Annotated in this window: 23 protein-coding genes and 1 tRNA gene; 7 read left to right on the top strand and 17 right to left on the bottom strand. The window is 59.7% G+C overall.

The genetic code is table 11. The features are described from left to right. Positions 1–350: 350 nt before the first annotated feature. Positions 351–1,733, bottom strand: coding sequence for a TIGR00341 family protein (locus Q9S52_RS07905; protein WP_304708732.1), 1,383 nt, complete (start codon positions 1,731–1,733; stop codon positions 351–353). A gap of 303 nt (positions 1,734–2,036) precedes the next feature. Between Q9S52_RS07905 and Q9S52_RS07900 the strand changes: the two genes are divergently transcribed. Further along, positions 2,037–2,417 (top strand): DUF3276 family protein, encoded by a 381-nt coding sequence (locus tag Q9S52_RS07900; RefSeq protein WP_294592816.1) that lies wholly within the window; start codon positions 2,037–2,039, stop codon positions 2,415–2,417. Positions 2,418–2,464: 47 nt separating this feature from the next. Next, positions 2,465–3,568 carry an MnmA/TRMU family protein gene (locus Q9S52_RS07895; RefSeq protein ID WP_304708731.1) on the top strand — a complete coding sequence of 368 codons (1,104 nt, stop codon included), beginning with the start codon at positions 2,465–2,467 and terminating at the stop codon, positions 3,566–3,568. Between the two features lie 60 nt (positions 3,569–3,628). On the opposite strand, the gene Q9S52_RS07890 is transcribed toward Q9S52_RS07895, so the two are convergent. Further along, a complete protein-coding gene (locus tag Q9S52_RS07890; protein WP_304708730.1) occupies positions 3,629–4,621 on the bottom strand; it encodes an NYN domain-containing protein in 993 nt (330 codons plus the stop codon). A 307-nt stretch (positions 4,622–4,928) separates the two neighbouring features. Between Q9S52_RS07890 and Q9S52_RS07885 the strand changes: the two genes are divergently transcribed. Beyond that, positions 4,929–5,969 carry a hypothetical protein gene (locus Q9S52_RS07885; RefSeq protein ID WP_304708729.1) on the top strand — a complete coding sequence of 347 codons (1,041 nt, stop codon included), beginning with the start codon at positions 4,929–4,931 and terminating at the stop codon, positions 5,967–5,969. Between the two features lie 20 nt (positions 5,970–5,989). Here Q9S52_RS07885 and Q9S52_RS07880 read toward each other — a convergent pair whose 3' ends face one another. From Q9S52_RS07880 to Q9S52_RS07860, 5 genes are read right to left on the bottom strand one after another with little or no spacing between them, the layout of a single operon-like run. Beyond that, complete coding sequence (locus tag Q9S52_RS07880) at positions 5,990–6,718, bottom strand: ComF family protein (protein WP_304708728.1); 729 nt, start codon at positions 6,716–6,718, stop codon at positions 5,990–5,992. After that, the gene (locus Q9S52_RS07875; RefSeq protein ID WP_304708727.1) at positions 6,715–7,245 is read right to left on the bottom strand and encodes a hypothetical protein; all 531 of its coding nucleotides are present in this window, start codon (positions 7,243–7,245) and stop codon (positions 6,715–6,717) included. The genes Q9S52_RS07880 and Q9S52_RS07875 overlap by 4 nt, the downstream gene beginning before the upstream one ends. 14 nt (positions 7,246–7,259) lie before the next feature. Next, positions 7,260–7,790, bottom strand: a complete 531-nt coding sequence (locus Q9S52_RS07870) for a hypothetical protein (RefSeq protein WP_300828440.1) — start codon at positions 7,788–7,790, stop codon at positions 7,260–7,262. Then, on the bottom strand, positions 7,787–8,515 hold the full coding sequence (gene ubiE / locus Q9S52_RS07865; protein WP_297627192.1) for a bifunctional demethylmenaquinone methyltransferase/2-methoxy-6-polyprenyl-1,4-benzoquinol methylase UbiE: 729 nt from the start codon (positions 8,513–8,515) through the stop codon (positions 7,787–7,789). The genes Q9S52_RS07870 and ubiE overlap by 4 nt, the downstream gene beginning before the upstream one ends. After that, the gene (locus tag Q9S52_RS07860; protein ID WP_304708725.1) at positions 8,512–9,768 is read right to left on the bottom strand and encodes an ABC transporter permease; all 1,257 of its coding nucleotides are present in this window, start codon (positions 9,766–9,768) and stop codon (positions 8,512–8,514) included. The genes ubiE and Q9S52_RS07860 overlap by 4 nt, the downstream gene beginning before the upstream one ends. A gap of 86 nt (positions 9,769–9,854) precedes the next feature. On the opposite strand from Q9S52_RS07860, the gene Q9S52_RS07855 reads away from it, so the two are divergent. Beyond that, positions 9,855–9,930, top strand: a tRNA-His gene (locus Q9S52_RS07855). Between the two features lie 85 nt (positions 9,931–10,015). Here the strand turns inward: Q9S52_RS07855 and Q9S52_RS07850 are convergent. After that, on the bottom strand, positions 10,016–10,456 hold the full coding sequence (locus Q9S52_RS07850) for an Hsp20/alpha crystallin family protein (protein WP_300726645.1): 441 nt from the start codon (positions 10,454–10,456) through the stop codon (positions 10,016–10,018). A gap of 226 nt (positions 10,457–10,682) precedes the next feature. Between Q9S52_RS07850 and Q9S52_RS07845 the strand changes: the two genes are divergently transcribed. Both Q9S52_RS07845 and Q9S52_RS07840 read left to right on the top strand, forming a co-directional pair. Further along, positions 10,683–13,208 (top strand): zinc-dependent metalloprotease, encoded by a 2,526-nt coding sequence (locus tag Q9S52_RS07845; protein WP_304708724.1) that lies wholly within the window; start codon positions 10,683–10,685, stop codon positions 13,206–13,208. Between the two features lie 84 nt (positions 13,209–13,292). Further along, a complete protein-coding gene (locus tag Q9S52_RS07840) occupies positions 13,293–13,490 on the top strand; it encodes a hypothetical protein (protein ID WP_294592795.1) in 198 nt (65 codons plus the stop codon). 12 nt (positions 13,491–13,502) lie between these two features. Here Q9S52_RS07840 and Q9S52_RS07835 read toward each other — a convergent pair whose 3' ends face one another. From Q9S52_RS07835 to xseA, 9 genes are all read right to left on the bottom strand, one after another. Further along, complete coding sequence (locus tag Q9S52_RS07835; protein ID WP_304708733.1) at positions 13,503–14,711, bottom strand: aspartate aminotransferase family protein; 1,209 nt, start codon at positions 14,709–14,711, stop codon at positions 13,503–13,505. Between the two features lie 35 nt (positions 14,712–14,746). Then, on the bottom strand, positions 14,747–15,250 hold the full coding sequence (locus Q9S52_RS07830; protein ID WP_297627201.1) for a hypothetical protein: 504 nt from the start codon (positions 15,248–15,250) through the stop codon (positions 14,747–14,749). Positions 15,251–15,263: 13 nt separating this feature from the next. Next, positions 15,264–16,118: an RNA methyltransferase gene (locus Q9S52_RS07825; protein WP_304708723.1), complete on the bottom strand. Its 855-nt coding sequence runs from the start codon at positions 16,116–16,118 to the stop codon at positions 15,264–15,266. Continuing rightward, positions 16,087–17,037, bottom strand: a complete 951-nt coding sequence (gene rsgA, locus Q9S52_RS07820; RefSeq protein ID WP_304708722.1) for a ribosome small subunit-dependent GTPase A — start codon at positions 17,035–17,037, stop codon at positions 16,087–16,089. Before rsgA ends, Q9S52_RS07825 begins: the two co-directional genes overlap by 32 nt. Before the next feature lie 1,566 nt (positions 17,038–18,603). Continuing rightward, the gene (locus Q9S52_RS07815) at positions 18,604–18,777 is read right to left on the bottom strand and encodes a 4Fe-4S binding protein (RefSeq protein ID WP_294592785.1); all 174 of its coding nucleotides are present in this window, start codon (positions 18,775–18,777) and stop codon (positions 18,604–18,606) included. A 64-nt stretch (positions 18,778–18,841) separates the two neighbouring features. Next, positions 18,842–19,438 (bottom strand): UbiX family flavin prenyltransferase, encoded by a 597-nt coding sequence (locus tag Q9S52_RS07810; protein ID WP_304708721.1) that lies wholly within the window; start codon positions 19,436–19,438, stop codon positions 18,842–18,844. 11 nt (positions 19,439–19,449) lie between these two features. Beyond that, positions 19,450–20,208, bottom strand: coding sequence for a glycoside hydrolase family 16 protein (locus Q9S52_RS07805; protein ID WP_370649000.1), 759 nt, complete (start codon positions 20,206–20,208; stop codon positions 19,450–19,452). 76 nt (positions 20,209–20,284) lie between these two features. Beyond that, positions 20,285–20,494, bottom strand: a complete 210-nt coding sequence (gene xseB, locus Q9S52_RS07800; protein WP_294592777.1) for an exodeoxyribonuclease VII small subunit — start codon at positions 20,492–20,494, stop codon at positions 20,285–20,287. Further along, complete coding sequence (gene xseA, locus Q9S52_RS07795) at positions 20,487–21,863, bottom strand: exodeoxyribonuclease VII large subunit (protein ID WP_304708719.1); 1,377 nt, start codon at positions 21,861–21,863, stop codon at positions 20,487–20,489. The genes xseB and xseA overlap by 8 nt, the downstream gene beginning before the upstream one ends. A gap of 102 nt (positions 21,864–21,965) precedes the next feature. On the opposite strand from xseA, the gene Q9S52_RS07790 reads away from it, so the two are divergent. Continuing rightward, positions 21,966–22,118, top strand: coding sequence for a hypothetical protein (locus Q9S52_RS07790; protein WP_304708718.1), 153 nt, complete (start codon positions 21,966–21,968; stop codon positions 22,116–22,118). The last annotated feature ends 1,122 nt before the right edge of the window (positions 22,119–23,240 follow it).

Raw genomic sequence — 23,240 nt, 5'->3', positions numbered from 1 at the left:
CCCCAGTTCTCCGCCCCGTGTCCGCCTCACTGCGGCTCCGCTTTCGCTCCGCCGCTTTTTCGCGCGCCTTGGGAAATCTTGTCAAAACGCGCCAGCGCATTTTGACGATTTCCCTCTTTAGGCGTGGCGCGCGATCTGGTCATTGCCCCGGCTGGAACTGTTCTCGTTGGCTTCGCCTTCCTCCTCGCCGCTCGGCAATTTGCAAACTGCGTTTGCATTGCTCTCGCTGGCAGCGTCGGTTGTGAACAAAAGGAACCGAAAAAACTTTAGAGCGCATCCCTGCGGGATGCTATGGCCGGATATACCCGCATAACACAAACGCGCAGTGCGGAGGCAACGCTACAACCCCCTCACTCCCCTGCCTTCACCACCAACTCCACCGTGCGCATCTTCGTCCGTACCCGAAGCCACTCCGTCAGCTTCCGACGCTGATCCTCCTCCAAAGAGACATCCGACGCCGGAACAATGTAACAATAGACCACCGTATCCGCCACCCGACCGTCACCCGTAAAGACCGGAACCTTCGACAGACTCACCCGCCCCACCAGCTGCGTCCCCCACAACGATCCCAACTCACGCACAATGTCTGCCGCAGGCAACGTATCCCGCAAATAACGATCGGTCAGCTGCTGCAACCGTTCGATTTTCCGATTCTTCTCCTCCAGAATCTCGACATTGCTGTGCAGGACGCTCTGCATCATCCGCCCGTCCAACCCATCGTCCGTCCCCGCCTGATGCACCACCAACCGCGTATGCCCCAGACGATAGGCCGGCAACTGATTGCGAGCCAGCGCAATCGCATCCTCCGACACTTTATTCCCGATCAGCATCACATCGATCGTCGAAGTGTCGCGCGCATAGGTCGGCGTGGCGCTCACCACCTCCGCCCCGTCGAACGTCAACACCCGCTCAATATACTCCCGGGCATTGCTCTCGAAAATCGTGCGCTGCACGATGTCGTAAGCCAGCACGATACTCGGCACCAACGTCATGGTCACGATCACCGTCATATAACGTCTCGCCCGCCGCTCTCGTTTCGGATCGACGAAAGCCGTCTTCCGGTACTTCAGAAACCGAACGATAATGAACGTCCCGACCGCGATGAACACCGCATTGATAAAGAAAAGATAGAACGCCCCGAGAAAAAAGGCCATATTCCCCCGCGCCAGCCCGAACCCGGCCGTACAGAGCGGCGGCATCAGCGCCGTAGCGATCGCCACCCCCGGAATCACCGTCGAAGTCCGATCCTTGCGCGACTGGGCCACGATTCCGGCCAGCCCCCCGAACAGCGCGATCAGCACATCATAAATAGTCGGTGTCGTCCGGGCCAGTAGTTCGCTCTGCGCCGTACTGATCGGACTGATCCAGAAATAGAGGGTCGAAGTAACCAGCCCCACCGCCGCCGCCAGCCCCAGACTGCGCAACGACTGCTTCATCAGGTCGAAGTCATTGACCCCGAGCGCCAGTCCCACCCCCATGATGGGCCCCATCAGCGGCGACACGAGCATCGCCCCGATGATCACCGCCGTGGAGTTGACATTCAGACCGATCGACGCGATGAAGATCGCGAAGATCAACACCCACAGATTCGTCCCCCGGAACTCGACCCCCCGGTTGATATTCTCACGCACCTCCTCCTCCGAGGCCTTGTCCTCGTCGAGGTTGAAACGATCGCGGATAAAATTGAGAAAACGGCTGCGGAGCGACGTATTGAACTCGTTCGATTCAGGCATAGGAACAACGGTTTTCGTTCAGCGAGAGACAAAGATACGGCTTTTCCCGAGGAGTCGCAACCCGCCGCCCGCAACGAGATTCCCGCCGGGCTGCCAATCCTTCGCAGAATAAAGTTCACAGAAAAGTCGCCTAAAATTTTTCGGGATATGATTTTTTATCTACATTTGAAAAACGAATCGGGGAGCACTGCCCTTTGCGGGGAGGGGTCGGTCTGTTGTCCGACCGGCGAAACCGAACGACTGAACTAAGGATAACCGGCGTGCCCGAACGGACACGCTACCAATAACTTAAATTAAAACTGTATGAGCAATTTTGACTACAACGACCGGAGCGAGATGGACTCTATGGGCGATGAACTGTACTCCGTGCCGGTGAAGGCGGGGAAGCGCATCTACTACTTCGATGTGAAAGCTACGCGCGGCGGGGACTACTATGTGACGATCACCGAAAGCCGCAAGAAGCAGATGCGTGACGGGAGTTTCACGATCGACAAGCACAAGATTCACTTATACAAAGAAGACTTCCAGAAATTCGGCGAAGGTTTCAAAGAGGTGGTAGACTACGTGAAACGCGAACGCCCGGAGCTGTTCAACCCGGACGGTTCGGCAATCGGCTCAGGACCGGCCAATGCGTCGGAAGGGACGAGCTCGATCTCTGAAGACGATTTCTTCAAAGGGTTGTAATTCGGCGGTTTACTTGTCTTTCAGGTAAACGACCGAACAAACGCCGCATGTCGAAAGAGCGATACGAAATGGCGCCGGGCACCGAAGTATTGGTTGCATGGAGCGGCGGCATCGACTCTGCGACTGCTGCGGAACTACTGCGCGAGGCGGGATACCGTCCTCGCGCTCTTTTTTTGGACATGCTCGACGCCGCTCCGGCGCGGGAACGGGCTCGGGAGATGGCCGAGAGGATGGGTATACCCTTGACGATCGAGCCTTGCCACGAGCTGTTCCGGCGCGAAATCATCGACTACACGCTGGCGGAACACGCTGCGGGACGAACACCGGCTCCGTGTTCGCGCTGCAATCCGCGGATCAAATGGCGACTCTTAGCCGAGACGGCCGACCGAATGGGGATTCGGTACATCGCGACGGGGCACTATGCACGTACAGCGACCCTGGACGGACACGTTTGTTTCCGGCGCGGCGCAGATGCGGCGAAAGACCAGTCTTATTATTTGTGGGATGTGCCGGAAGAGATCGTCTCCCGGGCGATTTTGCCGTTGGGCGGCTACACCAAACAGGCCGTAAAGGCCGGCATGGCGAGGCGATATACCGTCCTGCCGACGGGACGGGAGAGCATGGGAGTCTGTTTTACGGGAGATTCGAATTACGAAGATTTTTTACGGCGCCATTTACCGGTCGGCTGCCTGACCTCCGGCGAGGCGGTCGATTGGCGGACGGGAGCGGTGGTGGGCCGACACGAAGGATACGGACTCTACACGGCAGGACAAAAACGGGGGATTTCACCGATCGCTTCGGCACTGAACAAAGGCGGGAAGCCGATGCGGGTGGTTTCGCTCGATCCGTCACGGAACCGCGTGGTCGTCAGCACCGAAGAGGAGGCGCTATCGCGACGCACCGTGTGGCTGACAGCGTGGCGGACAGTGGTCGCACCCTCGATGTTGTCAAGCTATGCCGATGAGTTGGAGATTCGGGTGCGGGGCATCGGGCGCAATCCGCAAAAAGGAACTCGAATCACAGTCGAACCGGACGGCCGAATGCGGATCGACCTATTGAACGATTCGGTCTGGGCTCCGATGCCCGGCCAGCCAGCGGTTTTCTATCTGAACGATTGCGTGGTCGGCGGCGGCATCCTGGACAGGATATAACAGCACTGCCGCTTTCGTGAAAGAAAGCGGCAGTTACAGACCAGTTCAAAAAAAGAGGTGCTACGCCCCGAATCCACCCCCGCCGAGGCGTTTGACCTGTTTGGCCACGTCCTGTCCCTGATCGTTCTGGTCGATCGAGAACTCCACCTCGTCCCCCGGCGCCAACGCCGAGAAATCGCCTTCGATCACATCCAGACTGTGGAAAAAGAGATTGTTGTTCGGGTATTTGATAAACCCGTACCCCGTCTTGATGCTGAGAATCGTACTTGTATACCGCGCTCCCGGCTCCCGTCCGACCCGTCCCGGCGGCGTAAACTCGTCCTCCGCTTCGACCACCGTCTCGTCAGCCTCTTTCCCTCCCTCTTCCGCCGCGTCGCCGCCTTGCGACTTGGCATCGTTCGCCACGAAGAGGTTCATAATCAACTGATTATTCTGTTTCAACCCGCAATCGATCACCTCCTGCATCGGCACCGGATAGTGCGCCAGGTTGAGCAGCTCGTGCGACGTTTTGGTCACGATCCGATTCCCCTCGTCGTTGATGTACTCGAACTCCCAGCTGATCAGCATCACCCGCACCCCCAGCGCAATGAGCTTGCGCACCAGCGGCACATAGTCCGTATCCGCCACCACCAGCACCGCAATGTCGATCTTGCCCCGGAGCGCCATCTCGTAGACCTCCAGCGCCAGCCACACGTCCGTTCCGCGCTCCTCCTTCCGTCCGTAGATGTTGCGAAGCGGCAGGTAGTGCGGATGTACCCCTTCCGACATCAGGATATCGTCGAAGACCCGGTCGTGATACAACTGGCTGCCGCGTTGCGCCGCGTCGGAAGCATTGAGCCGGCCGCGAAAATAGTGCGCCTCGTTGACCCGACACCGTTTCGGATCGATCCCCTCCTCTTCGGCCACCCGCTGACAGATAAAGTCGTGCAATCCGTTCAGGCACAAGCGTCGCCGCTGGGGATGGATGTAATTGTAATAATTCGACGCGTGGAGCAGAAAGTTGCCGTCATAAAACACGCCGATCTTGGGCGCAGCGCAATGGTTGGAATACATAAGATACAATAGAAACGACTGGAATCGTGAGAGTTATTTAGGTCAATTCTATGACGGGTTCAAAGATAATATATTTTCATTAAAGTGAATCGGTTTTCGTCCTTTCTTCCGGAAAGATCGCGCCATTGAACGAAATCGAACATAAACAAACGATTGCGAAGGATTTGTTTCGAAATGACCGGTCGGATTTCTGACACTATTTTCGGATAGCGGCCGAACCGGGCCGATAAAAAAACTTGGCACGGTTTATGAGAAAAGAGCGAAGAAAACCCTATTTTTGAATTTTGGTATAAAAAAGCGCAGCGTTATGGGATATCATGAAATGGAGATCGGACTGAAACAAGTGGCCGCTTATGTGGCCCGGTGGCACGAAACGGGCCGCGTACCGACCATCGAACGGGACATCGTACTGGAACGGATGCAACGGATATACGCCGAAATCATGCAGTTGCGGTGTACGGACGGCGTGGCGATGCAACTGGCGGCAGCGAGAGTCGAGGTGGAACACGTACCGGCGACGAACGGATACGACGGAATGGCGCCGGAAGACGAATCGTTTGAAGTGAACGGCGGAGGAGTCGACTACGGTTTTGCGCCGATGGCGGAGAGCGTGGCGGCGACCGAGCCGGCAGCGACCGCGCAGTTCGAAGAGCGTCCGGCCGCTGAGCGGGAAGACCGGATGTCGCAAACGACCCATACGGTGCAGGAGGTGGGCGAACAGGATCCCTGCCCGTCGCAGACGCGTTTTCTGGAAGAGCGGGAGGTGGTTCTGCCTTTCCCGGAGGCTGCCGCAGCCGAATCGGCTGTAGAACCGGAGCCGGTCGAACCCGTTACGATAACCGAAACCGAGATCGAACCGGAACCGGAATCAGAGCCCGAGCAGGAGATCGAGCCGGAGACCGAAGCTCCGGCGAAAGGAGGCCGGTCGGAAGAGAGCTACCTGACGCAGGAGAGCGGTTCGCGGGAGGGCTATCCGCAAGCGACCGAAGTGCCGGCGATGGAACCTGAGGTAACGGCACCGACGAATACAACTGCAACAGAGCGGGCTGCGGAAGCGGACGAGATGCCGAAAAGCGGCCGGAAGCCGGAAAAGAAAAAGCCGGAAGCGCCGCGCATCTTCGGCATCGAAGTGAGCCCTTATGCGCGACACGAGATGATCGACACCCTGTTCCACGGGAACGAGGCGATGTTCGAGTCGGAGTGCGAAAAATTAGACACCATGGGGTCGTTAGAGGAGGCGCTGGTCTACATCGGCGAGATGTACCGCTGGATTCCGGAGAATGCGGCGACGATCAAGTTCATCGACCTGCTGGAAGCACGGTTCGGAACAGAAGAAGGGGAGGCCTGAGGGCCTCCCTTTCTTCTGTCTTATCGTCCCGCTCCGCGCACGGCGGCCAACGCCGCCACGCTGATCCGCACCCCGGCAGCGTCCCGTCGGACGGCTGCCGCACAAGCTGCCACGGTCGCACCAGTGGTCAGTACGTCGTCCACTAACAGGATGTGTCTGCCCGCCAGCCGTTCCGGCCGGGTCAGCCGAAAAGCCCCCTCCACATTCCGATGCCGGTCGGCGGCATCCCTGCGCCGTGCCTGCGTCCGCGTGCGTCGCACCCGCCGCAACGATTGAAAATCATACGGAACTCCCATACTCCGCGACAATCCCACGCAAATCTCCTCGGCCTGGTTGTATCCGCGCCGCAACCGCTTCGTCCAGTGCAAAGGCACAGGAATCAACAGCTCTATATCCCGATAAAACGGCGACTCGCGCAACTCGCGTCCGAACATCTCGCCCATCGCCACCGCGATATCGCGCCGACCGGCATACTTCAACGCATGAATCATCCGCCGATAACCGCTCTCGCGCCGAAAGGCGAAGAGAGCCGCCGCATGGGTCAGCTCCGGAATCGAACGCTCCATTCGGGTGACGACCGGATTACGCGCGGCCACCCAGTCGTCGGTCAGAGGCATCTCCCAGCGGCACCGCAGGCAGATCGTCCGTTCGCCCCGCCCCAGCACAGTGCCGCAGACCGGCGGAAAGAGTTGTTCGCCCAGCCACCTCAGCCCCTCCCGCAAAGGCTGTATCAGCGAACGCAGTGTCAATTCTTCGAATCGTTAAACTCCTCACCCGAATCTCCCGCCTCTGTCGCCAGCGCCTCGTCATCGGCCCCGCTGCCGATGATCGGACTGTGTCGCAACTGAGACACCGCCATCGTCTCGCCGCGCACCACCGCCTTGGGAAAGAGCTCGCGAACCCGCCCCAAGAGCATCGACACCTCGGTCATATCCATGCAATACCCGACCATCGTCCGAAAAGTCGGATTGTCGTAGATCACCTCGCCCGGAATCCCCGGAAAGCGGCTTTTGAAGGTAGCCAACGCCCCGTACGCCCGGCTCCGCGCCTCCTGCGTATTGTCGAAAAAAATGCAGATCCGGTAGCCCGTCACCCGATCTTTCCGCCGCATGGAACGCAACGCCGCGCTCACCGATCCGTCGTTGTTCACCACCGCCTGAGCTCCCGTCGCGACGTCGGGCGTCCGCAACCGCGCCGTGTAGTTTCCGATCCGCTCCTGAGCCTCCGCCGAAAGGAGGCAGAAAAATGCAAAAAATGAAATCAACCCTATTTTCATCGTTCCGTCGTATTTCAATCTGTCATTAAAAAGTTCATCGGCATCTGCTCCAAACTCCTCCTTACCTGTTCCGCATTCACCCGTCGGCTGAAGCGAACCGTCCGCTCCCGCAAAGGCCGGCCAGCCACGAACTCCAGCGTACCCGCCACACGCAAGTCCGCCTCCCGGGCCGAAATCGTCCCTCGGGCCAGCCCGACCAACTTCGGCATGACCGTCGTCACCGTCTCCAGCCCGAACCGGAAGCGGAACGGGATCTCGACCCGGTGCAATCCCGGCTCCACGACGAACGATTGTCGCGCCCTCATCGTCCCCACCGTCGCCCCGTCCAGTCGCAAATCGAATCGCATGGCATCGAAAATCACCCGATCCCGATTGCGGTTATCCACCTCGACCCGAACCACCCCTTCGACGAAGCCGACGCCGAACCGTTCGACCGAAGCCGATGCGATCTCGGTGACGCGCAGCTGCATCAACGGACGAGCGCCGCACCCGACGAGCAGGCAAGCCAGGAGCCCTCCCAACCAAATAGAAAAATATCGTTTCATGGTTTTTCAGCCGTATAAATCATGGCAATCCCCCCCGTCAGCCGTCGTTTCTGCGGTCGGACGAAACCCGCCTCCGTCAGGAGCCGGCAGAAAGGCTCGCCGTACGGAAACTCGCCCACCGATTCGGGCAGGTAGCTGTAAGCCCGCGCATCGCGCGACACCAGCCGTCCGACAGCCGGCAAAATACGCCGGAAATAGAACCGATAGAGCCACCCCAGCGCATTATGTCGGGAAGGCATCGAAAATTCGAGGATATAAACCCTCCCCTGCGGCACCAGCACCCGATACATTTCGCTCAGGCCGCGGGTCAGATTTTCGAAATTCCGCACGCCGAATCCGCAGGTCACCGCCTCGAACCGCCCCTCGTCGAACGGCAACCGCTCGGCATCGCCCTCGACCATCGGAAACTCCCGCCCCGGAAAACGGGCGGCCACCTTCTCGCGCCCGATGCGCAACATCCCGGGCGACAGATCGACGCCCGTGACAGCCGCCGTCGGCAAGGCGCGCCCCACGGCAATGGCCAGATCGCCCGTCCCGGTAGCCACATCCAAGACGGTCGCCGGTCTCTGACGCCGCACGCCGCCCACCAGCCGGGCCCGCCACCGCCGGTCGATCCCGAGCGAAAGCACCCGGTTCAACAGGTCATAGCGACGGGCGATGGCATCGAACATCACCCGCACCTGTTCTTTCTTCCCCGCAGGGTCTTCGTCATAAGGTTTTATCATCGGAATCGAATCGATTTTTCGGGCGATATGCGTGCGATGATCGCCGTCGGCAGCCCCATCGCCGCCGTAACGATGGCCAGCGTACCGAGGTTGAGCCACACCGCCTGCATCCAGTCGATCCGCACCGGCACCGTCGCCATCATGTAGCTCTCCGGATCGAGCGTCACACAGCCCGTATATTGTTGCAGGAGGCACAACGCCAGCCCGACCGCATCGCCCCACAGCAATCCCCGGAGCGTTATCCCCGCTGACCGCAGCACGAAGATGCGCTGCAACGTCCCGTTGCGCATCCCCAAGGCCTTGAGGATGCCGATCGTCCCGGTCTGCTCCAGCACGACGATCAGCACTCCGGAAGCCATGTTGACCACCGCCACGACCAGCATGATGACGATCACGAGGGTGGTATTCAGCCCCAGCATCTCCAGCCAGTCGAAAATCTGGGGATACCGCTCCTCGACCGTCGTCACCTCCCACCGTTCGCCTCCCTCCTCCTCGCCCCAGCCGAACCAAAACGCCCCGTCGCCGCCCACCGCCTCGGTCAAGGCCTCGGCCACCGCCGACCGGTCGCAGCCCGGCGCCACAGCCACCTCGTATCCTCCGACCTCGCCTGACCGCCAGCCGTTCAGCCGCTGCACGACACCCATATCGCAAAAAACCGTCGCCCGGTCGAACTCCTCCATCCCGCTGTCGTAGATCGCTGCCACCCGAAACCGATCGCGCCGCGTCCCTTCGTCGCCCATAAACAACGCCTCGAACCGGTCGCCCATCCCGAGCCCCAGTCCGTCGCACAGCCGCTGCGAGACCACCGCCTCGTGACTCCTGACCCGATCGGTATAAACCGGAATCCGCCCGGCCACCAACTGCGCATGGAGAAACATCGTATCGCTCTCCGCCGCCAATCCCCGCAGCACAATCCCCTGGATCGTCTCCTCGCCCCGAATCACCCCGGTTTTGGTCGCAAACCGTTGGATCCGGGCCACCCCCTCCACCTCCGCCAACTCGGCCATCCAGGCCGAATCGACCTCCACCGGCCGGGTCTCGTACGCGCCTCCCCCTCCGGCCGCCGCCACCCGAATATCGGCTGCAAAACCCGCCACCTTATCGCCGATCGTGCCGCGGAATCCGTTCACCACCCCCAGTGCCACGAGCATCACCGCCACGCTGACCGCCACACAGAACGTCGCCACGCGCAGCATAATTTTTCCCTTGCGTCCCGGCGCGCCCAACCGACTGGCTATGAAAGTCTCGATCATGGATGAGGTCTCGGAAAATTCAATTCGTCGGACAAATGTAGCTCATTTTTTTTGGAAGTTCGGAAAAGTGTTGTACTTTTGCCCCCGGTGGATGTAGTTCAGTTGGTTAGAACGCTTGATTGTGGTTCAAGAGGTCGTCGGTTCGAGCCCGATCTTCCACCCGCTTTACTTACCACAATATAACACGAAAGAGGTCTGTTACGCATTGTGTAACAGACCTCTTTCTCATTCTCCGGCCGACGAGGCGCTACCGCACCTCGATCTCTTTCACCGCCGGTTTCAGCTCCTCGGCGCTCTTTTTCGGCAGGTCGATCGTCAGGACGCCGTTCTCGACCTTCGCCTCGATCCGCTCCGTGTCGATGTCGTCGGGCAGAATCAGGTTCTGCCGGAAGTGGGCATAGGAGAACTCCCGCCGCAGGTAGCGGCCTTGTTCCGCGCCCTCTCCTTCGGAGCGACGTTCGCTCTGTTTGTCCAACGTCACCATCAGCCGGTCGTTCTCTTCGATCCGGATTTTGAAATCCTCGCGCGTAGCTCCCGGAGCCGCCACTTCGACCCGGTACCGGTCGTCCGTCTCCCGCACATTGACCGCCGGCGTCGTGCCGTCCGTCTTGGCGATCCACTCGCTGCCGAAAAGGTTGCCCCACAGGGCGGGCCATCCGCGTTGTTCTCTGTTTGCTGGTATCATCATCTTTTTTTTAAAGTATAAAAGTGAATAAGTTATTAGCCTCGGACGCCACCGGCGACCGGCTCCCTCTCTGCTGCAAAGGGTGTGCCGCCGGTCGAAACCGGACGATATGACAGAAAGTTTCTGTCAGCCTGTCAGTCCCATCGTGCCGGATAAATCCTTACCTTTGAGGGCCCGAAATAGACGAAGGGCCCGAAACGAATTTCAATCCACACTTTAATAACGAGTAATGAGCAGATTATGGATCGCGGCATTGGCCGCCACGCTCGTCGTCGGCAGCTCGGGCGCGGCGTTCGCCGAAGCACCGGCCGCAAAGGCAAAAACCGAGCAGACCGCCGGAAAGCAAAAAAGCGCTAAAAAACGTAAAGGAAAAGCGGCGGCCGACACGACCGCCAAAAAGGCGGCTCCGGCCAAAGGGAGCATCGAAGCGACCATCAAGGCGGGCGCCCGGCGGACGGACGGCCTCTTCACGGTCTTCGAACAGGAGGGGAAATACTACTTCCTGATTCCGACTTCGCTGATGGAGCGGGACATGCTGGTCGTGAACCGCATCTCGAAAGCGGCAGCGGATATGCGCCAGGGCTTTTTCGGCTATGCCGGCGACCCGATCGGCGAAAATATGATCCGTTTCCGGCAGTCGCCCGACAAAAAACGGCTCTTCATCGAGAGCATCTCGACCCGCGAGCTGCCGCGCGACACCACGGGGGATATGTATCAGGCCGTTCTGCGGTCGAACCTGCAACCGATCGTCGCCTCGTTCGAGGTCAAAGGCACGAACCGCGCGAAAGATTCGCTGCTGGTGGACGTGACCGACTTCATCGGCGGGGACGTCGAGCTGACCGGTTTCGACAACTACTTCAAATCGAGCATGAATATCGGCGGATTCCAGAAAGACAAATCCTATGTCGTGGGGGTCAAGGCTTTCCCGGAAAACATCGAGATGAAGAGCACGCGGAGCTACCTCATCACGCCGCGCGTCAACATTCCGGGCTTCAAGCCGAGCCCGATGCCGGCGACGTATGAGATCAACAGCTCGCTGATCCTGTTGCCCGAGGTGCCGATGCAGGCCCGGTATTTCGACCCGCGGGTCGGTTTCTTCACCGACAACTACATCGACTACGACAAGAATCCGCAGGGCATCAAGAACATCCGGATGATCACCCGCTGGCGGCTGGAACCGAAGCCGGAGGACATGGAGGCCTACAAACGGGGCGAGTTGGTGGAACCGGCCAAACCGATCGTCTACTACATCGACCCGGCCACGCCGAAAAAGTGGGTGCCCTACCTGATCGCCGGGGTCAATGACTGGCAGGCGGCTTTCGAAAAGGCGGGCTTCAAGAACGCCATCGTCGGAAAGGTGGCTCCGACGCCGGAAGAGGATTCGACGTGGAGTCTGGAAGATGCGCGCTACTCGGCCATCGTCTACATGCCGTCGAACGTGGCCAACGCCATGGGGCCGCACGTGAGCGACCCGCGCACGGGCGAAATTCTCGAAAGCCATATCCACTGGTACCACAACGTGATGAACCTCCTGCGGAACTGGTACCTGATCCAGGCGGCACCGAGCGATACGGGTGCCCGGAAGATGGTCTTTGACGACGCGCTGATGGGCGACCTGATCCGTTTCGTCTCGTCGCACGAGGTGGGCCATACACTGGGTCTGCGACATAACTTCGGGTCGTCGTCCCTGACGCCGGTCGATAGCCTGCGGAGCGCTTCGTACCTCGAAAAACACGGCCATACGGCTTCGATCATGGACTACGCGCGGTTCAACTACGTGGCGCAGCCGGAGGACGGCATTCGTCGCGAACTGCTCTACCCGCGCATCGGCGATTATGACAACTGGGCGATCGAGTGGGGTTACCGCCGGTTCCCGGAGCTGACCACGCCGGAGGCCGAGGCCGATACGCTCAACCGATGGATCATCGCCCGGCTGGCAGCGAATCCGCGGCTGTGGTTCGGCACGGAGACCAACCCGAACGATCCGCGCGAACAGAACGAAGACTTGGGCGACAACCAGATGCGGGCCAACGAACTGGGGATCAAGAACCTGAAATTCGTTCTGGCGGGGATTCCGGAGTGGACGCGCACGCCGAACGAGGGGTATGGCGACCTGAAAGAGCTGTACCGCGAGGTAATGGGCCAGTTCATGCGCTATAACGGCCATGTGGCCAAATGGGTAGGCGGCATCTACGAGACGCCGAAGACGGTGGAACAGGCGGGTCCGGTGTACGCTTACGTGGAAAAGGCGAAACAGAAAGAAGCGATGGCTTTCCTCGACCGCAACCTCTTCACGACGCCGACGTGGCTGATCGACGAGGATATTTTCAGCAAAACCGGTCTGAACGCTCCGGAGGTCATCAGTCAGCTCCAAACTTACGGCATCAGCAATCTGATCAGCAATCGGGTGCTGGGCAACCTGCTCAAAGCCGAAGCGGCACAGGGCAGGGAGGCTTATACGATCACCGACCTGTTCGGCGACCTGAACCGTTCGATCTGGCGCGAGCTTTCGACCGGTGCGGCTCCGGATCTCTATCGCCGCGGATTGCAGACGCTCTACGTCAACCGGATGCTCTCGCTGCTGCCGAAGCCGGGGACACGGATGCTCAATACGGGCGCCATCGATTCGCGGGTGGCTTACGAGCTGCGAACGTTGCAGAACCGGTTGCAGCGGGCCACGTCGTCCGATACGGCTGTGAAGGCGCACTACCAGTACCTGGCCAAGAAGATCGGCGATGCGCTCGACCCGAAGTAGTCGTCCACACAACGTTGTATGACAAAAGCGAGGCTGGCGAACTATTTTCGCCAGCCTCGCTTTTTATTTACCCGTGCCCCTTATTTGGCTCCAAACCCCGCCCCGGGCTATCGCAATCGGGATACGGGCGCGCCGAACGGCGTCGGCGACCGCGGTTACAGCTGGTCTTCAACGGCCAGCAACACCTACGGCATGAGCCTGAGTTTGCACGTAACGTGGCTCCATCCCTACGGCGCATACGGTCGCAGCTACGGTTATCAGTTGCGTTGCCTCTCGGAATAAACGGGAAAAGCATCAAAGTTTGTCCAACACCCCGGCCCGAATCTCCGCACAGCACTCCCTCACCTGCACCTCCGTCATCGTCAGCGGCGGCGAGATGCGGAAAGCCGTATCGCAAAACAGGAACCAGTCCGACAGGTAACCCGCCTCCTTGAGCAGCTCCATCGCCCGATACAACCGTTCCGAGCTCCCCAGCTCCACCGCCAGCAGCAAGCCGCTCCGCCGAATCTCGCACACCGCAGGGTGGTCTGCCAACAGTGTCTCGAACAGCGCACCCTTCGCCTCCGCCTGCGCCGCTAAGTCGTATTTTTCGATATACTCCAATGCCGCCAACCCCGCCGCACAACAGACCGGATGTCCTCCGAAAGTCGTGATATGCCCCAGCGGCGGATCGCTCCGGAGCCCCGCCATGATCTCGCCCGACGAGACGAACGCCCCGAGCGGCATCCCCCCGCCCAGCGCCTTGGCCAGACAGACGATATCCGGCGTCACCTCGTATTTCAGCAAGGCGAACATCTCGCCCGTCCGTCCGAAGCCGGTCTGTATCTCGTCGAAGATCAGCAACGCCCCCACCGCCGAACACCGTTCGCGCAAGGCCTCCAGAAATCCCGAAACCGGCGGCCGCACGCCGCTCTCGCCCTGCACCGGCTCGACCAGCACACACGCCGTCCGTTCGGTAATCTGCGCCAGGTCTTCGAAACAGTTGTACCTCAACTTCCGGGTATCGGGCAACAACGGCCGGTAGGCCCCCACAAACTCTTCGCCTCCCATCACGCTCATCGCTCCGTGGGTCGAACCGTGGTAGGCATTGTAAAACGAGACGATCTCCGTCCGATGCGTATGGCGCTTGGCCAGCTTCAAAGCCCCCTCGACCGCTTCGGCCCCCGAGTTGACGAAATAGACGCTCTCCAACGGCTCCGGCAGCAGTCCGGCGATCGCCGTCGCATATTTCACCTGCGGCCGCTCGATCGCTTCGCCGTAGACCATGATGTGCATATAGTCTCTGGCCTGCGCGCACACCGCCTCGACCACCGCCGGATTCCCGTGTCCGACATTGCTGACCGAAACGCCCGAAATCAGATCGACGTACCGCTTCCCCTCCGGATATTCCGGGGTGGCCGGCGTGTAAAAATAGATCCCTTCGGCCCGCGCCACCTCGATCATCAGCGGCGCGTCCGATGTCTGCCCCACATGACGCAGAAATTGTTTACGCAATATTTCCATACTTTCGATCCCGATGAACAAATCTTCACCTCGTTTCACAATCCTTTCCTTTGCGTCGAAAGAGACCCGATCCGCGAGCCGTTGAACGAATGGGTATGACATGAACAGTCCGGTGAGATATTGGACAACATCGGATCGACTTTCCTCAATCGCCCTTCCGCGTCGATCCACAGTTTCGACCAACAAGCTCCCTCGCCGATATGCACCCATCCACACCCGTCTTGCGGATATCCGTCCTGGGAGACCACCCACCAAATCGGCTCCGTAGTATTCAACCGAGGCTTTACAGCCGAATAAATCTCATCCCACCGATCCCCCACCCGCGAAAGCAGATAACGAAACAGAGGGGTATAATCATACCCATTTGTCACCGAGCTGGTCGCACTCCTCATCGGTAAGTATCGTCCGTCGAACTGCCGCATCGCTTTGGAATGACGTTGCCAAGCAAACCGTCCCCCTTTTGATTCAATAACATGGCATTGATAAGACGACTTCCGGTTTACCTTGCGGTACAACGGTTTGATCTGATCTTTTTTCATTCGTTTTCTTTATTTAACCTTCGCAGATAAACCCGCCCCGTTCCAGAATCCGCCGGTAGTCGCGCACCGAGTGGCACAACCAGCGATAGAGCAGCCTGTCCCGATCCCCCGGAGCCAGTTGCCAGGCAATTCCGGATTCCGGGTCGCGCACCCGTTCGGCGAGCCGCTGCGCCACGATGGCTGCCGACACCGAGATGTTGAGACTCTCGGCGAATCCCACCATCGGGATCGAGATCACGGCATCGGCGGCCGCCATCAATCCCTCCGATATCCCCGACTTTTCCGTCCCCATAAAGACCGCGAAGGGCCCGGCCGCCACATCGAAATCCGAGGGGGTAAAGTTCACGCGCCTCCCATCGGCCTCAGCGTCGGGCCTCGGCGGAGCCGTCACCGCAATCCGATACCCACGGCTCCGCAAATGGGCCACCAGCGTCTCCGAGTCGTCCCATTTGCGAATATCCAGCCATTGATCCGTCCCCCGCACGATGTGTTTGTTGGGCGCGAACCGAACCGTCCGCTCCACGGCGTGCATCTCCTGCAACCCGAAGGCCTCGGAGCTGCGGATCACGGCGCTGGCGTTGTGCGGGTAGTAAATATCTTCGAGACACATCACCAGGTATCGCGTCCGGAAATCCAGCCGCCGCGTGAGGCTCTCGTAGCGTTCCGGAAGTACAAAGCCGCGCAGGTATTCGATCTTCCGCCGCAAAAGTTCGGGCGGGTCGGTGCGCTCGCCGGGAGCCTCTCTCCGCACCGGCCGCAGGTCACCCTCCCGCAGCGAAGCGTTCAGGTCGCGCAGCTGCTGTTTGGTCGGCAGCCCGTTCTCTTCGAAGTAGTTGTTATTTGCGGTATTTTCCCTCTTTGTCGTCATCCTCCAGCATTTTCAGGTAACTCACATAACGGCTCTCGGCAATCTCGCCGCGCGCCACGGCCGCCATCACGGCACAATTGGGTTCGTGGGTGTGGGTGCAGTTGTAATACTGACACTCCGGCGCCCGACGGAACAGGTCGGGGAAGTAGCGTGCCAGCTCATCCGGCGCAATATCGATCAATCCGAACCCCTTGATTCCCGGGGTGTCGATCAAGAGTCCTCCGCCGTCGAGCGGAAAAATCTCCGAGAAGGTGGTCGTATGCTTTCCTTTGTGATGATAGTCCGAAATGGCGCCGGTTTTCAGCCCAAGCCCCGGCTGAATGGCATTGATGAGGGTCGACTTTCCGACTCCGGAATGGCCCGTAAAGAGCGATGTTTTCCCTTGCATCCGCTCGCGCAGGGCATCCACACCGATCCCTGCGGCAGCCGAAATTTCGAGCACCTCGTACCCCGCTCCCCGATAGATTTCGACGAACGAGTCGATCGCTTCGCGATATTCGGGGGCGGCGAACAGGTCGATCTTATTGAGCAAAAGTACGGTCGGCACACGATAAGCCTCGGCGGTCACGAGAAAACGGTCGATGAATTCGGTACTGGTCACCGGCCGGTCGAGCGTGACGACCAGATAGGCGACGTCGATATTGGCGGCAATGATATGGGACTCTTTCGAAAGATTCGAGGCGCGGCGGATGATGTAGTTCCGCCGGGGCAGAATTTCGGTAATCACGTTTTCTCCTTCGGCGGCCCCGGTCTCGACACGCACGCGGTCGCCGACGACGACGGGATTGGTGGTCCGGCTGCCGCGCAGACGGAAAACGCCTCGTATCCGGCATCTGATTTGTCGTCCGCTCTCGGGGTCGAGCACCTGATACCAGCTGCCGGTGCTTTTGGTAACGATTCCTTGGGTCAAATCGGTCATAGGAACAAAGTTAGCATTTCCGGGCTGAAAAAGAAAGGGGTGCACATGGCGATGCCCCGCCCCGGGCTTCCGTAACTATGATTCGGGCACAGCAAGTCTTGTCGGCAATCGGGGCTACAGCTGGTCGGTTCCGGCCAACGGTACGGGATTGTATTTCGGTGTGACGTGGCTCCTCCCCAGCAGCACGGACGGCCGTGCTTTCGGTTTTCTGTTGCGTTGCCTCTCGGAATAAACGGGCCGCGGGCCCGCGGTGGGCAATGGGCTAGAGTTACCCTAATTGCGTTTTGAGTACCATCCCTGCGGTTCACAGAACCGCCCGGGCCATTATTCGTTCTGGACGCGACAACAGTTCGCTGCCAGCGGTGAATGCAACGAGCTCCGACGAGTTGCAGTCCGCCGCGTGGGGTGGCGGCGAACTGCGCGGCTCTACGAGCCGCAAGCGTTCAGCTTAATTCACCGCCCTAATTCTGTCGGGTTCGAGCTGCGGCGTCCGGCCCGGGCATCAAAGATGCCCCGCCGCAAGCCCGGCGGCTCTGCGAGCCGCACGAGCACCGCATCCATTCACCGCCCCCATTCTGCGAAGTTCGTCCTCGGCGCGCCCCCCACGCGCCGCTAATGCGTCGCCCTCGCCGAGGACGGCGATCCCTCGCGGAATCGCGCTATTCGCTCTCAGCCTATAGCAGTTCGCTGCCAGCGGGGGCGCAACCGAGCTTGCGAAAATGCCATTGCCTTAGCGGGTCGAAGCCTGCGGAGGCAAAAACGAGCATCGCGAGTTGCGGGCCTCCGCGGTCGGAGGCTTCGGCCCGCGCGACTCTGCGAGTCGCAGAAGCTCAGCCCAAAGTCCAGCCAAACGTTCAGCCCAATCCACCGCCCCAAGCTCGGCCGAGTGCGACGGGAAAACCGATTACGGTTTTCGCGTCTGAAGAACAAGCACAGCCCAAAACTCGACCCAGTTCTCCGCCCCGTATCAGCCTCACTGCAGCTCCGCTTTCGCTCCGCCACATTCCCGTCGCCCGCTGGGATTTCATCTCGATTTTGCTGTCGCAAAACGAGTAAAATCCTCTTTAAGCGGGCGGGCGACGGGTTTCGCGTACAGTTCTTTATTCGCGCGCCTACGCGATTCATTCTCTTTCGGCTAACCGCCGAAAGAGAATGAATCGCTTCTTTTGGCGGGGCGCGCGGTTTGGTTTGAGGGGACTGCGCTCGAGCCGGGCAGGCCCAGCGTGCCCGCGGTGGGCAAGGGGCAGCCTCGGCTCAATCCATTGTTCGCGCGCCTGGGAAAATCTTGTCAAAATGCGCCAGCGCATTTTGACGATTTCCCTCTTAAGGCGTCGGCGCGCGATCTGATCACTACCCCCGCTGGTACTGTTCTTTTTGTGAACAAAAAGAACCAAAAAAACTTTAGACGGATGCTTACGCATCCTAAAGCTGCCGACAGCCCCACTTAGTAAGGCGGAAAGAGCCCTAATAAAACACCCAACTCGTCCCCCCACAAAAAACGGGGATGCGCAAAGCCATTTGCACATCCCCGAAGTCTGTTCCGGTCTTCGACCGAACACGGTCGCCCTACGCTTCCGGAGCGATCGCTTCCGCCGGACAAACGTCTGCGCACGTACCGCAGTCGATGCACGTCGAAGGGTCGATAACGTAAACATCGCCGGCCGAAATAGCCCCTACCGGGCATTCGTCGATACACGTACCGCAAGCGACGCATTTGTCGGGATCGATTTTGTAAGCCATGAGTGTATGAAATTGTTTGGTTTTGGTCAGACAAATGTAAGACTATTCCCCCGAATAGTCAAATTTATTCCTGCCAGCCCCGATAGCCCTCCGGAGCCAGTCCCAACAGCGACAGAATGCGCAGAACGACCGTATCGACCGCCTCGTCGAGCGTCTGCGGCTGCGTATAAAACGACGGCATGGCAGGCAATACGATTCCCCCCGCCTCGCAAACGACGGTGAGATTCCGCAGATGGATCAACGAAAGCGGCGTCTCGCGCGGACACAGAATCAGCGTTCGTCGCCGCATCGGAGACCGCTCCTTGAGCATCACATCCGCCGCCCGGGCAATCAGATCGTCCGTCACACCGCCCGCGATCCGCCCGACGGCTCCCATGCTGCACGGAACGACCACCAACGCATCGTACCCCGCCGATCCCGAAGCCACCGGAGTGAAAAAATCGTCGTTCCGAAACTCCACCGCCTCGTCCGCAGCAACCCGCTGAGCAAGCCACGACAAAAATTCCGGCCGTTCGAACTCCGCCACCGCCCGACCATTCGACGTAAAGACGACTGCCACCTGCTCCACCCGTCCCGCCGCCCGCTCGTCCAACAGACGCCTCAACAGCCGCTCCGCATAGATCGCCCCGCTGGCTCCCGTAATGCCTACTGCCACTTTCATCGCCCCGCGCGTTATTTCCGTTTCCAGACCTTCACCCAGTCGATCTCCATCTGCACCGGCAAGGTAGCCGGATCGACTCCGCCGACCCAGCCCCCGCCGAGCTGCATATCCATCAGGAGGTAGTAAGCCTGATCGAACGGGAACTGTCCCTCCAGCTCCGTCTCGATCTTCGGATAGACGAGCGTCGGACGGCCGTTGAGCGTAAAGACCACGCTGTCCGGATGGAACTCCACACCGTAAGTATTGTACCCCTCACGGTCGATCGGCGCCGTGGTAAACCGCCGGGGCGTCTCCTGCTTCAGGTGCAGCGTATAATAGGAATGTATGGTCTGATACACCACGCTGTCGTAATTGAGGTGTTCCATGATATCCACCTCGCCGTTCCGCGGATAGCGACCGTATTTCTCGTCCTGGGCCAGCATCCAGAACGCCGGCCAGCTCCCCTGCGCTTCGCCCAGCCGGGCCCGGATTTCGACTTTGCCGTATTTCACCGCGAATTTGCCGATCGTCCACACCCCGCCGGTCAGATAACGGGCCGTGTCGGACGCCGGATCGTCGTTGACGATCCCCCGCAAAATCAGGTTCCCGTCTTTCACTTTGTAGAGGTCGTCGCGAGACGACATATAATTATCCCAGTCCGAAGTTCCTCTCGGAATCTTCGACCACTTGGTCGTATCCAGCTCTCCATTTTTATTGAAATCATCTTTCCAGATCAATTTCCATTTCGGCGCCTTCGCCTTTTTCTGCTGTGCAGCAGCGCCCGAAGGCATCAACCATACGGCGGCTCCCAGCAGAAGCGCCGCACCGTAAAGGGTTCTTTTCATCTCGGTTGTATTCGGTTTTGGGTTACTCTTCCTGCGTCATCACCTTTTCGACCTGTTTCTGCGCCTTGAGCAGTTTCTCCTTGCAGAGGGCGATCAGCGTCGTCGCCCGCTCTACATAGGCGCCCAACCGGTCGATGTCCAATTCGCTGTCCTCCATCCGGGCCAGAATCTCTTCGATCTCGGCCACCGCTTCGGCATAGGTGATCTGTTCTTCCGTATTCGTTTTAGCCATTTTTCCGCTGTATTGATTTCGAAGTAACGTCCGCTCCCAAGACCCCGTCACGGAGCTCGATTTCGATCGTCTGTCCGACCTCGGCCTCCGCGACTCCCCGCACTCCTCGCACGATGGCATAACCGCGCGCGAGAATCCGCTGCGGACTCGCCGCCCGTACCGAGACCTCCAAGAGTTCCAATTGCGAACGGCGACGCGAAATCACCCCCTCCACCACCGCCCCGAGCCGTTGGGCGACATATTCGTTCCGCATCTCCGCTGCGGCGAGCCGTTGTGTCACCAGCCGCCCCACCTGCGAACCGAACGACGCACACCAGTGCCGTTCCTGTGTCAGCCGCTCGCCGACGCCGAACCGCAATCCGTTTTTCAGCTTTTCGAGCCGCGCCAATCCGCCGTGCAGCACGCCCGAGCTCCGCGAAGCAAGCTGCAACCCGGCGTTTTCGATCCGATGGGTCTCCGCCACGAGCAGCTGCTGTGCCCGGCGCGTCACCCTGTCGCGAAGATCATTCAACTGTCCGGCCATTTCAGCCGCACGCCCCACCAAAAACGCCGCCACTGCCGTAGGGGTCTTGAGCGACGTGTGAGCCACCATATCGGCGACGCTCACATCCTTATCGTGTCCGATGCCGGTAATCACGGGCAGCGGAAACTGGGCGATATAGGCACAGAGCCGATAGTTGTCGAAACAGCCGAGATCGCTCATCGAACCGCCGCCCCGGATAATCACGACGGCGTCGAACGGCACGTCGCCGAGTTCGGCCACTGCATCGAGGGCGTCGACGATGGAGTTTTCGGCGGCGTCGCCCTGCATAACGGCGGGAAAGAGTCGCGTCTCGAACCGATAGGGCGATGCTTCCAACTCCTGCATAAAGTCCCGGTACCCGGCCGCCTTGGGCGACGAGACGACGGCGATGCGCTGGAGCACATCGGCCAGCTCGAACTCTTTGTTCATCTCGAAGACTCCCTCTTCTTTCAGCTGGGCGATGGTTTGCCGCCTGATCCGTTCGGTTTCACCGAGGGTATAGGCGGGGTCGATATCGCTGACCACGAGACTGAGCCCATAAACGGGGTGGTACGAGACGGTGCACTTGACGAGGACTTTCATCCCGGCGGCGAGATCGGAGCCGGTTTCGAACCGGAAATAGCCGCCGATCAGTTTGTAGGTACTGGCCCAGATCACAGCCCGGGCCTGGGCGATAGGGGCTTTGCCGTTATCGGGCCGTTCGACAAGTTCGAGGTAGCAATGGCCGGCGTAATTGACTTTACATTCGCTGATCTCGGCTACCACCCACTGCGCTCCTCCGGCGTGCTGTTCGATCACGTCGCGCAGATGTCCCTGGAGGGCGGAGAGGGTGATGAAGGATTCCATGATTTACAAAGATAGGGGCTCTTTCGGGATTTCCGGCTGAGGTTTTCTGCGGTTTTCGGAGAGTTCGGTCGCGCCCCGAGCTACCGCAGCTATACTTCAGGTGTGCTGAGTTACGTAGGCAATTTCGGATACGGTTGGTCGTCCGGTTTCAGCGGGAGTAAAGGCGTGTTCTTGCTCGTCAGCACGCAGAACTTCGGCTCCGGCAACCCGGGCTACCGTGCCGACGGTTTTCAGTTGCAGTGCCTCTCGGAATAAACCTGCGTGCCCGCGGTGGGCAATGGGCTGGAACTACCCTAAAATTAGACGGCCTTTACCCCCTATTTTAAGTTGACTTTGCGGTCGGACGCCCGCACCGCTCTCCATTTTATTGGGTTCGGGCTGCGCGCTCCGGGGGTGGGCCGAACGGCCCAGCGCGCAGGCCCGGCGGTTCTACGAACCGCAGAAGCACAGCATTTTTCTGTCGGATTCGTCCTCGACGCGCCTCCCCCGCGCCGCTAAAGCGTCGCTCTCGCCGAGGACGGAGATTCCTCTCGGAATCGCGCTACTCGCTCTCAGTTTTAACTGTTCGCCGCCAGCAGAGGTGCAACGAGACGCAACCAAGTCTGAGAAAATGCAATTGCCTTAGCGGGTCGAAGCCTGCGGGGCCCACAGCAACGTTAGTTGCGGGTCTCCGCTGCGGGAGGCTGCGGCCCGCGCGACTCTGCGAGTCGCAAAAGCACAGCCCAACCCACGGCTCAAAGCACTGCCTAACAGCAAACCCCATACTCGGCCTAGCGTGGCGCGAAAACCGTAGTCGGTTTTCGCGCCCGAAGAACAGTCACAGCCCAAAGCCCAGCCCAGTTCTCCGCCCCGTGTCCGCCTCACTGCGGCTCCGCTGTCGCTCCGCCACGTTTTCGCGCGCCTTGGGAAATCTTGTCAAAACACGCAAGCGAGTTTCGACGATTTCCCTCCTAAGGCGGGGCACGCGTCTTTTTCTCGTCGCCCGCTGGGATTTCATCTTGATTTTGCTGTTGCAAAACGAGTGAACTCCCTTTTTAGGCGGGCGGGCGACGGAGTTTTTGCACACCACTCTTTTTTCGCGCGCCTTGCGCGATTCATCTATATTCGGCTATCGCCGAAATAGTTGAATCGCTTCTTTAGGCGGGGCGCGCGTCTGTCCGACAGGAGGGTACTGCCCTTACGCCGGGCGGGCGCACCCTTCGGGTGGTTTATTGGCAGCCTCTACCCCCGTTCTCTGTTCCGCGCGCTGGCCGCGCGGGCCCCACGTCCCGTGGACGGGAAATGCTTACGCATTTCAACTACCAGCCTCGGCCAATTCCTCACCCCATTCTTTGTCCGCGCGCTGGCGGAAATCTTATTCAAACGCGAAACACGCGT

The organism is uncultured Rikenella sp., assembly GCF_948810725.1.
Lineage (GTDB): Bacteria > Bacteroidota > Bacteroidia > Bacteroidales > Rikenellaceae > Rikenella.
Note: the sequence above shows the minus strand (reverse complement) of the source record. Positions and strands in the feature narration are given on the sequence as shown.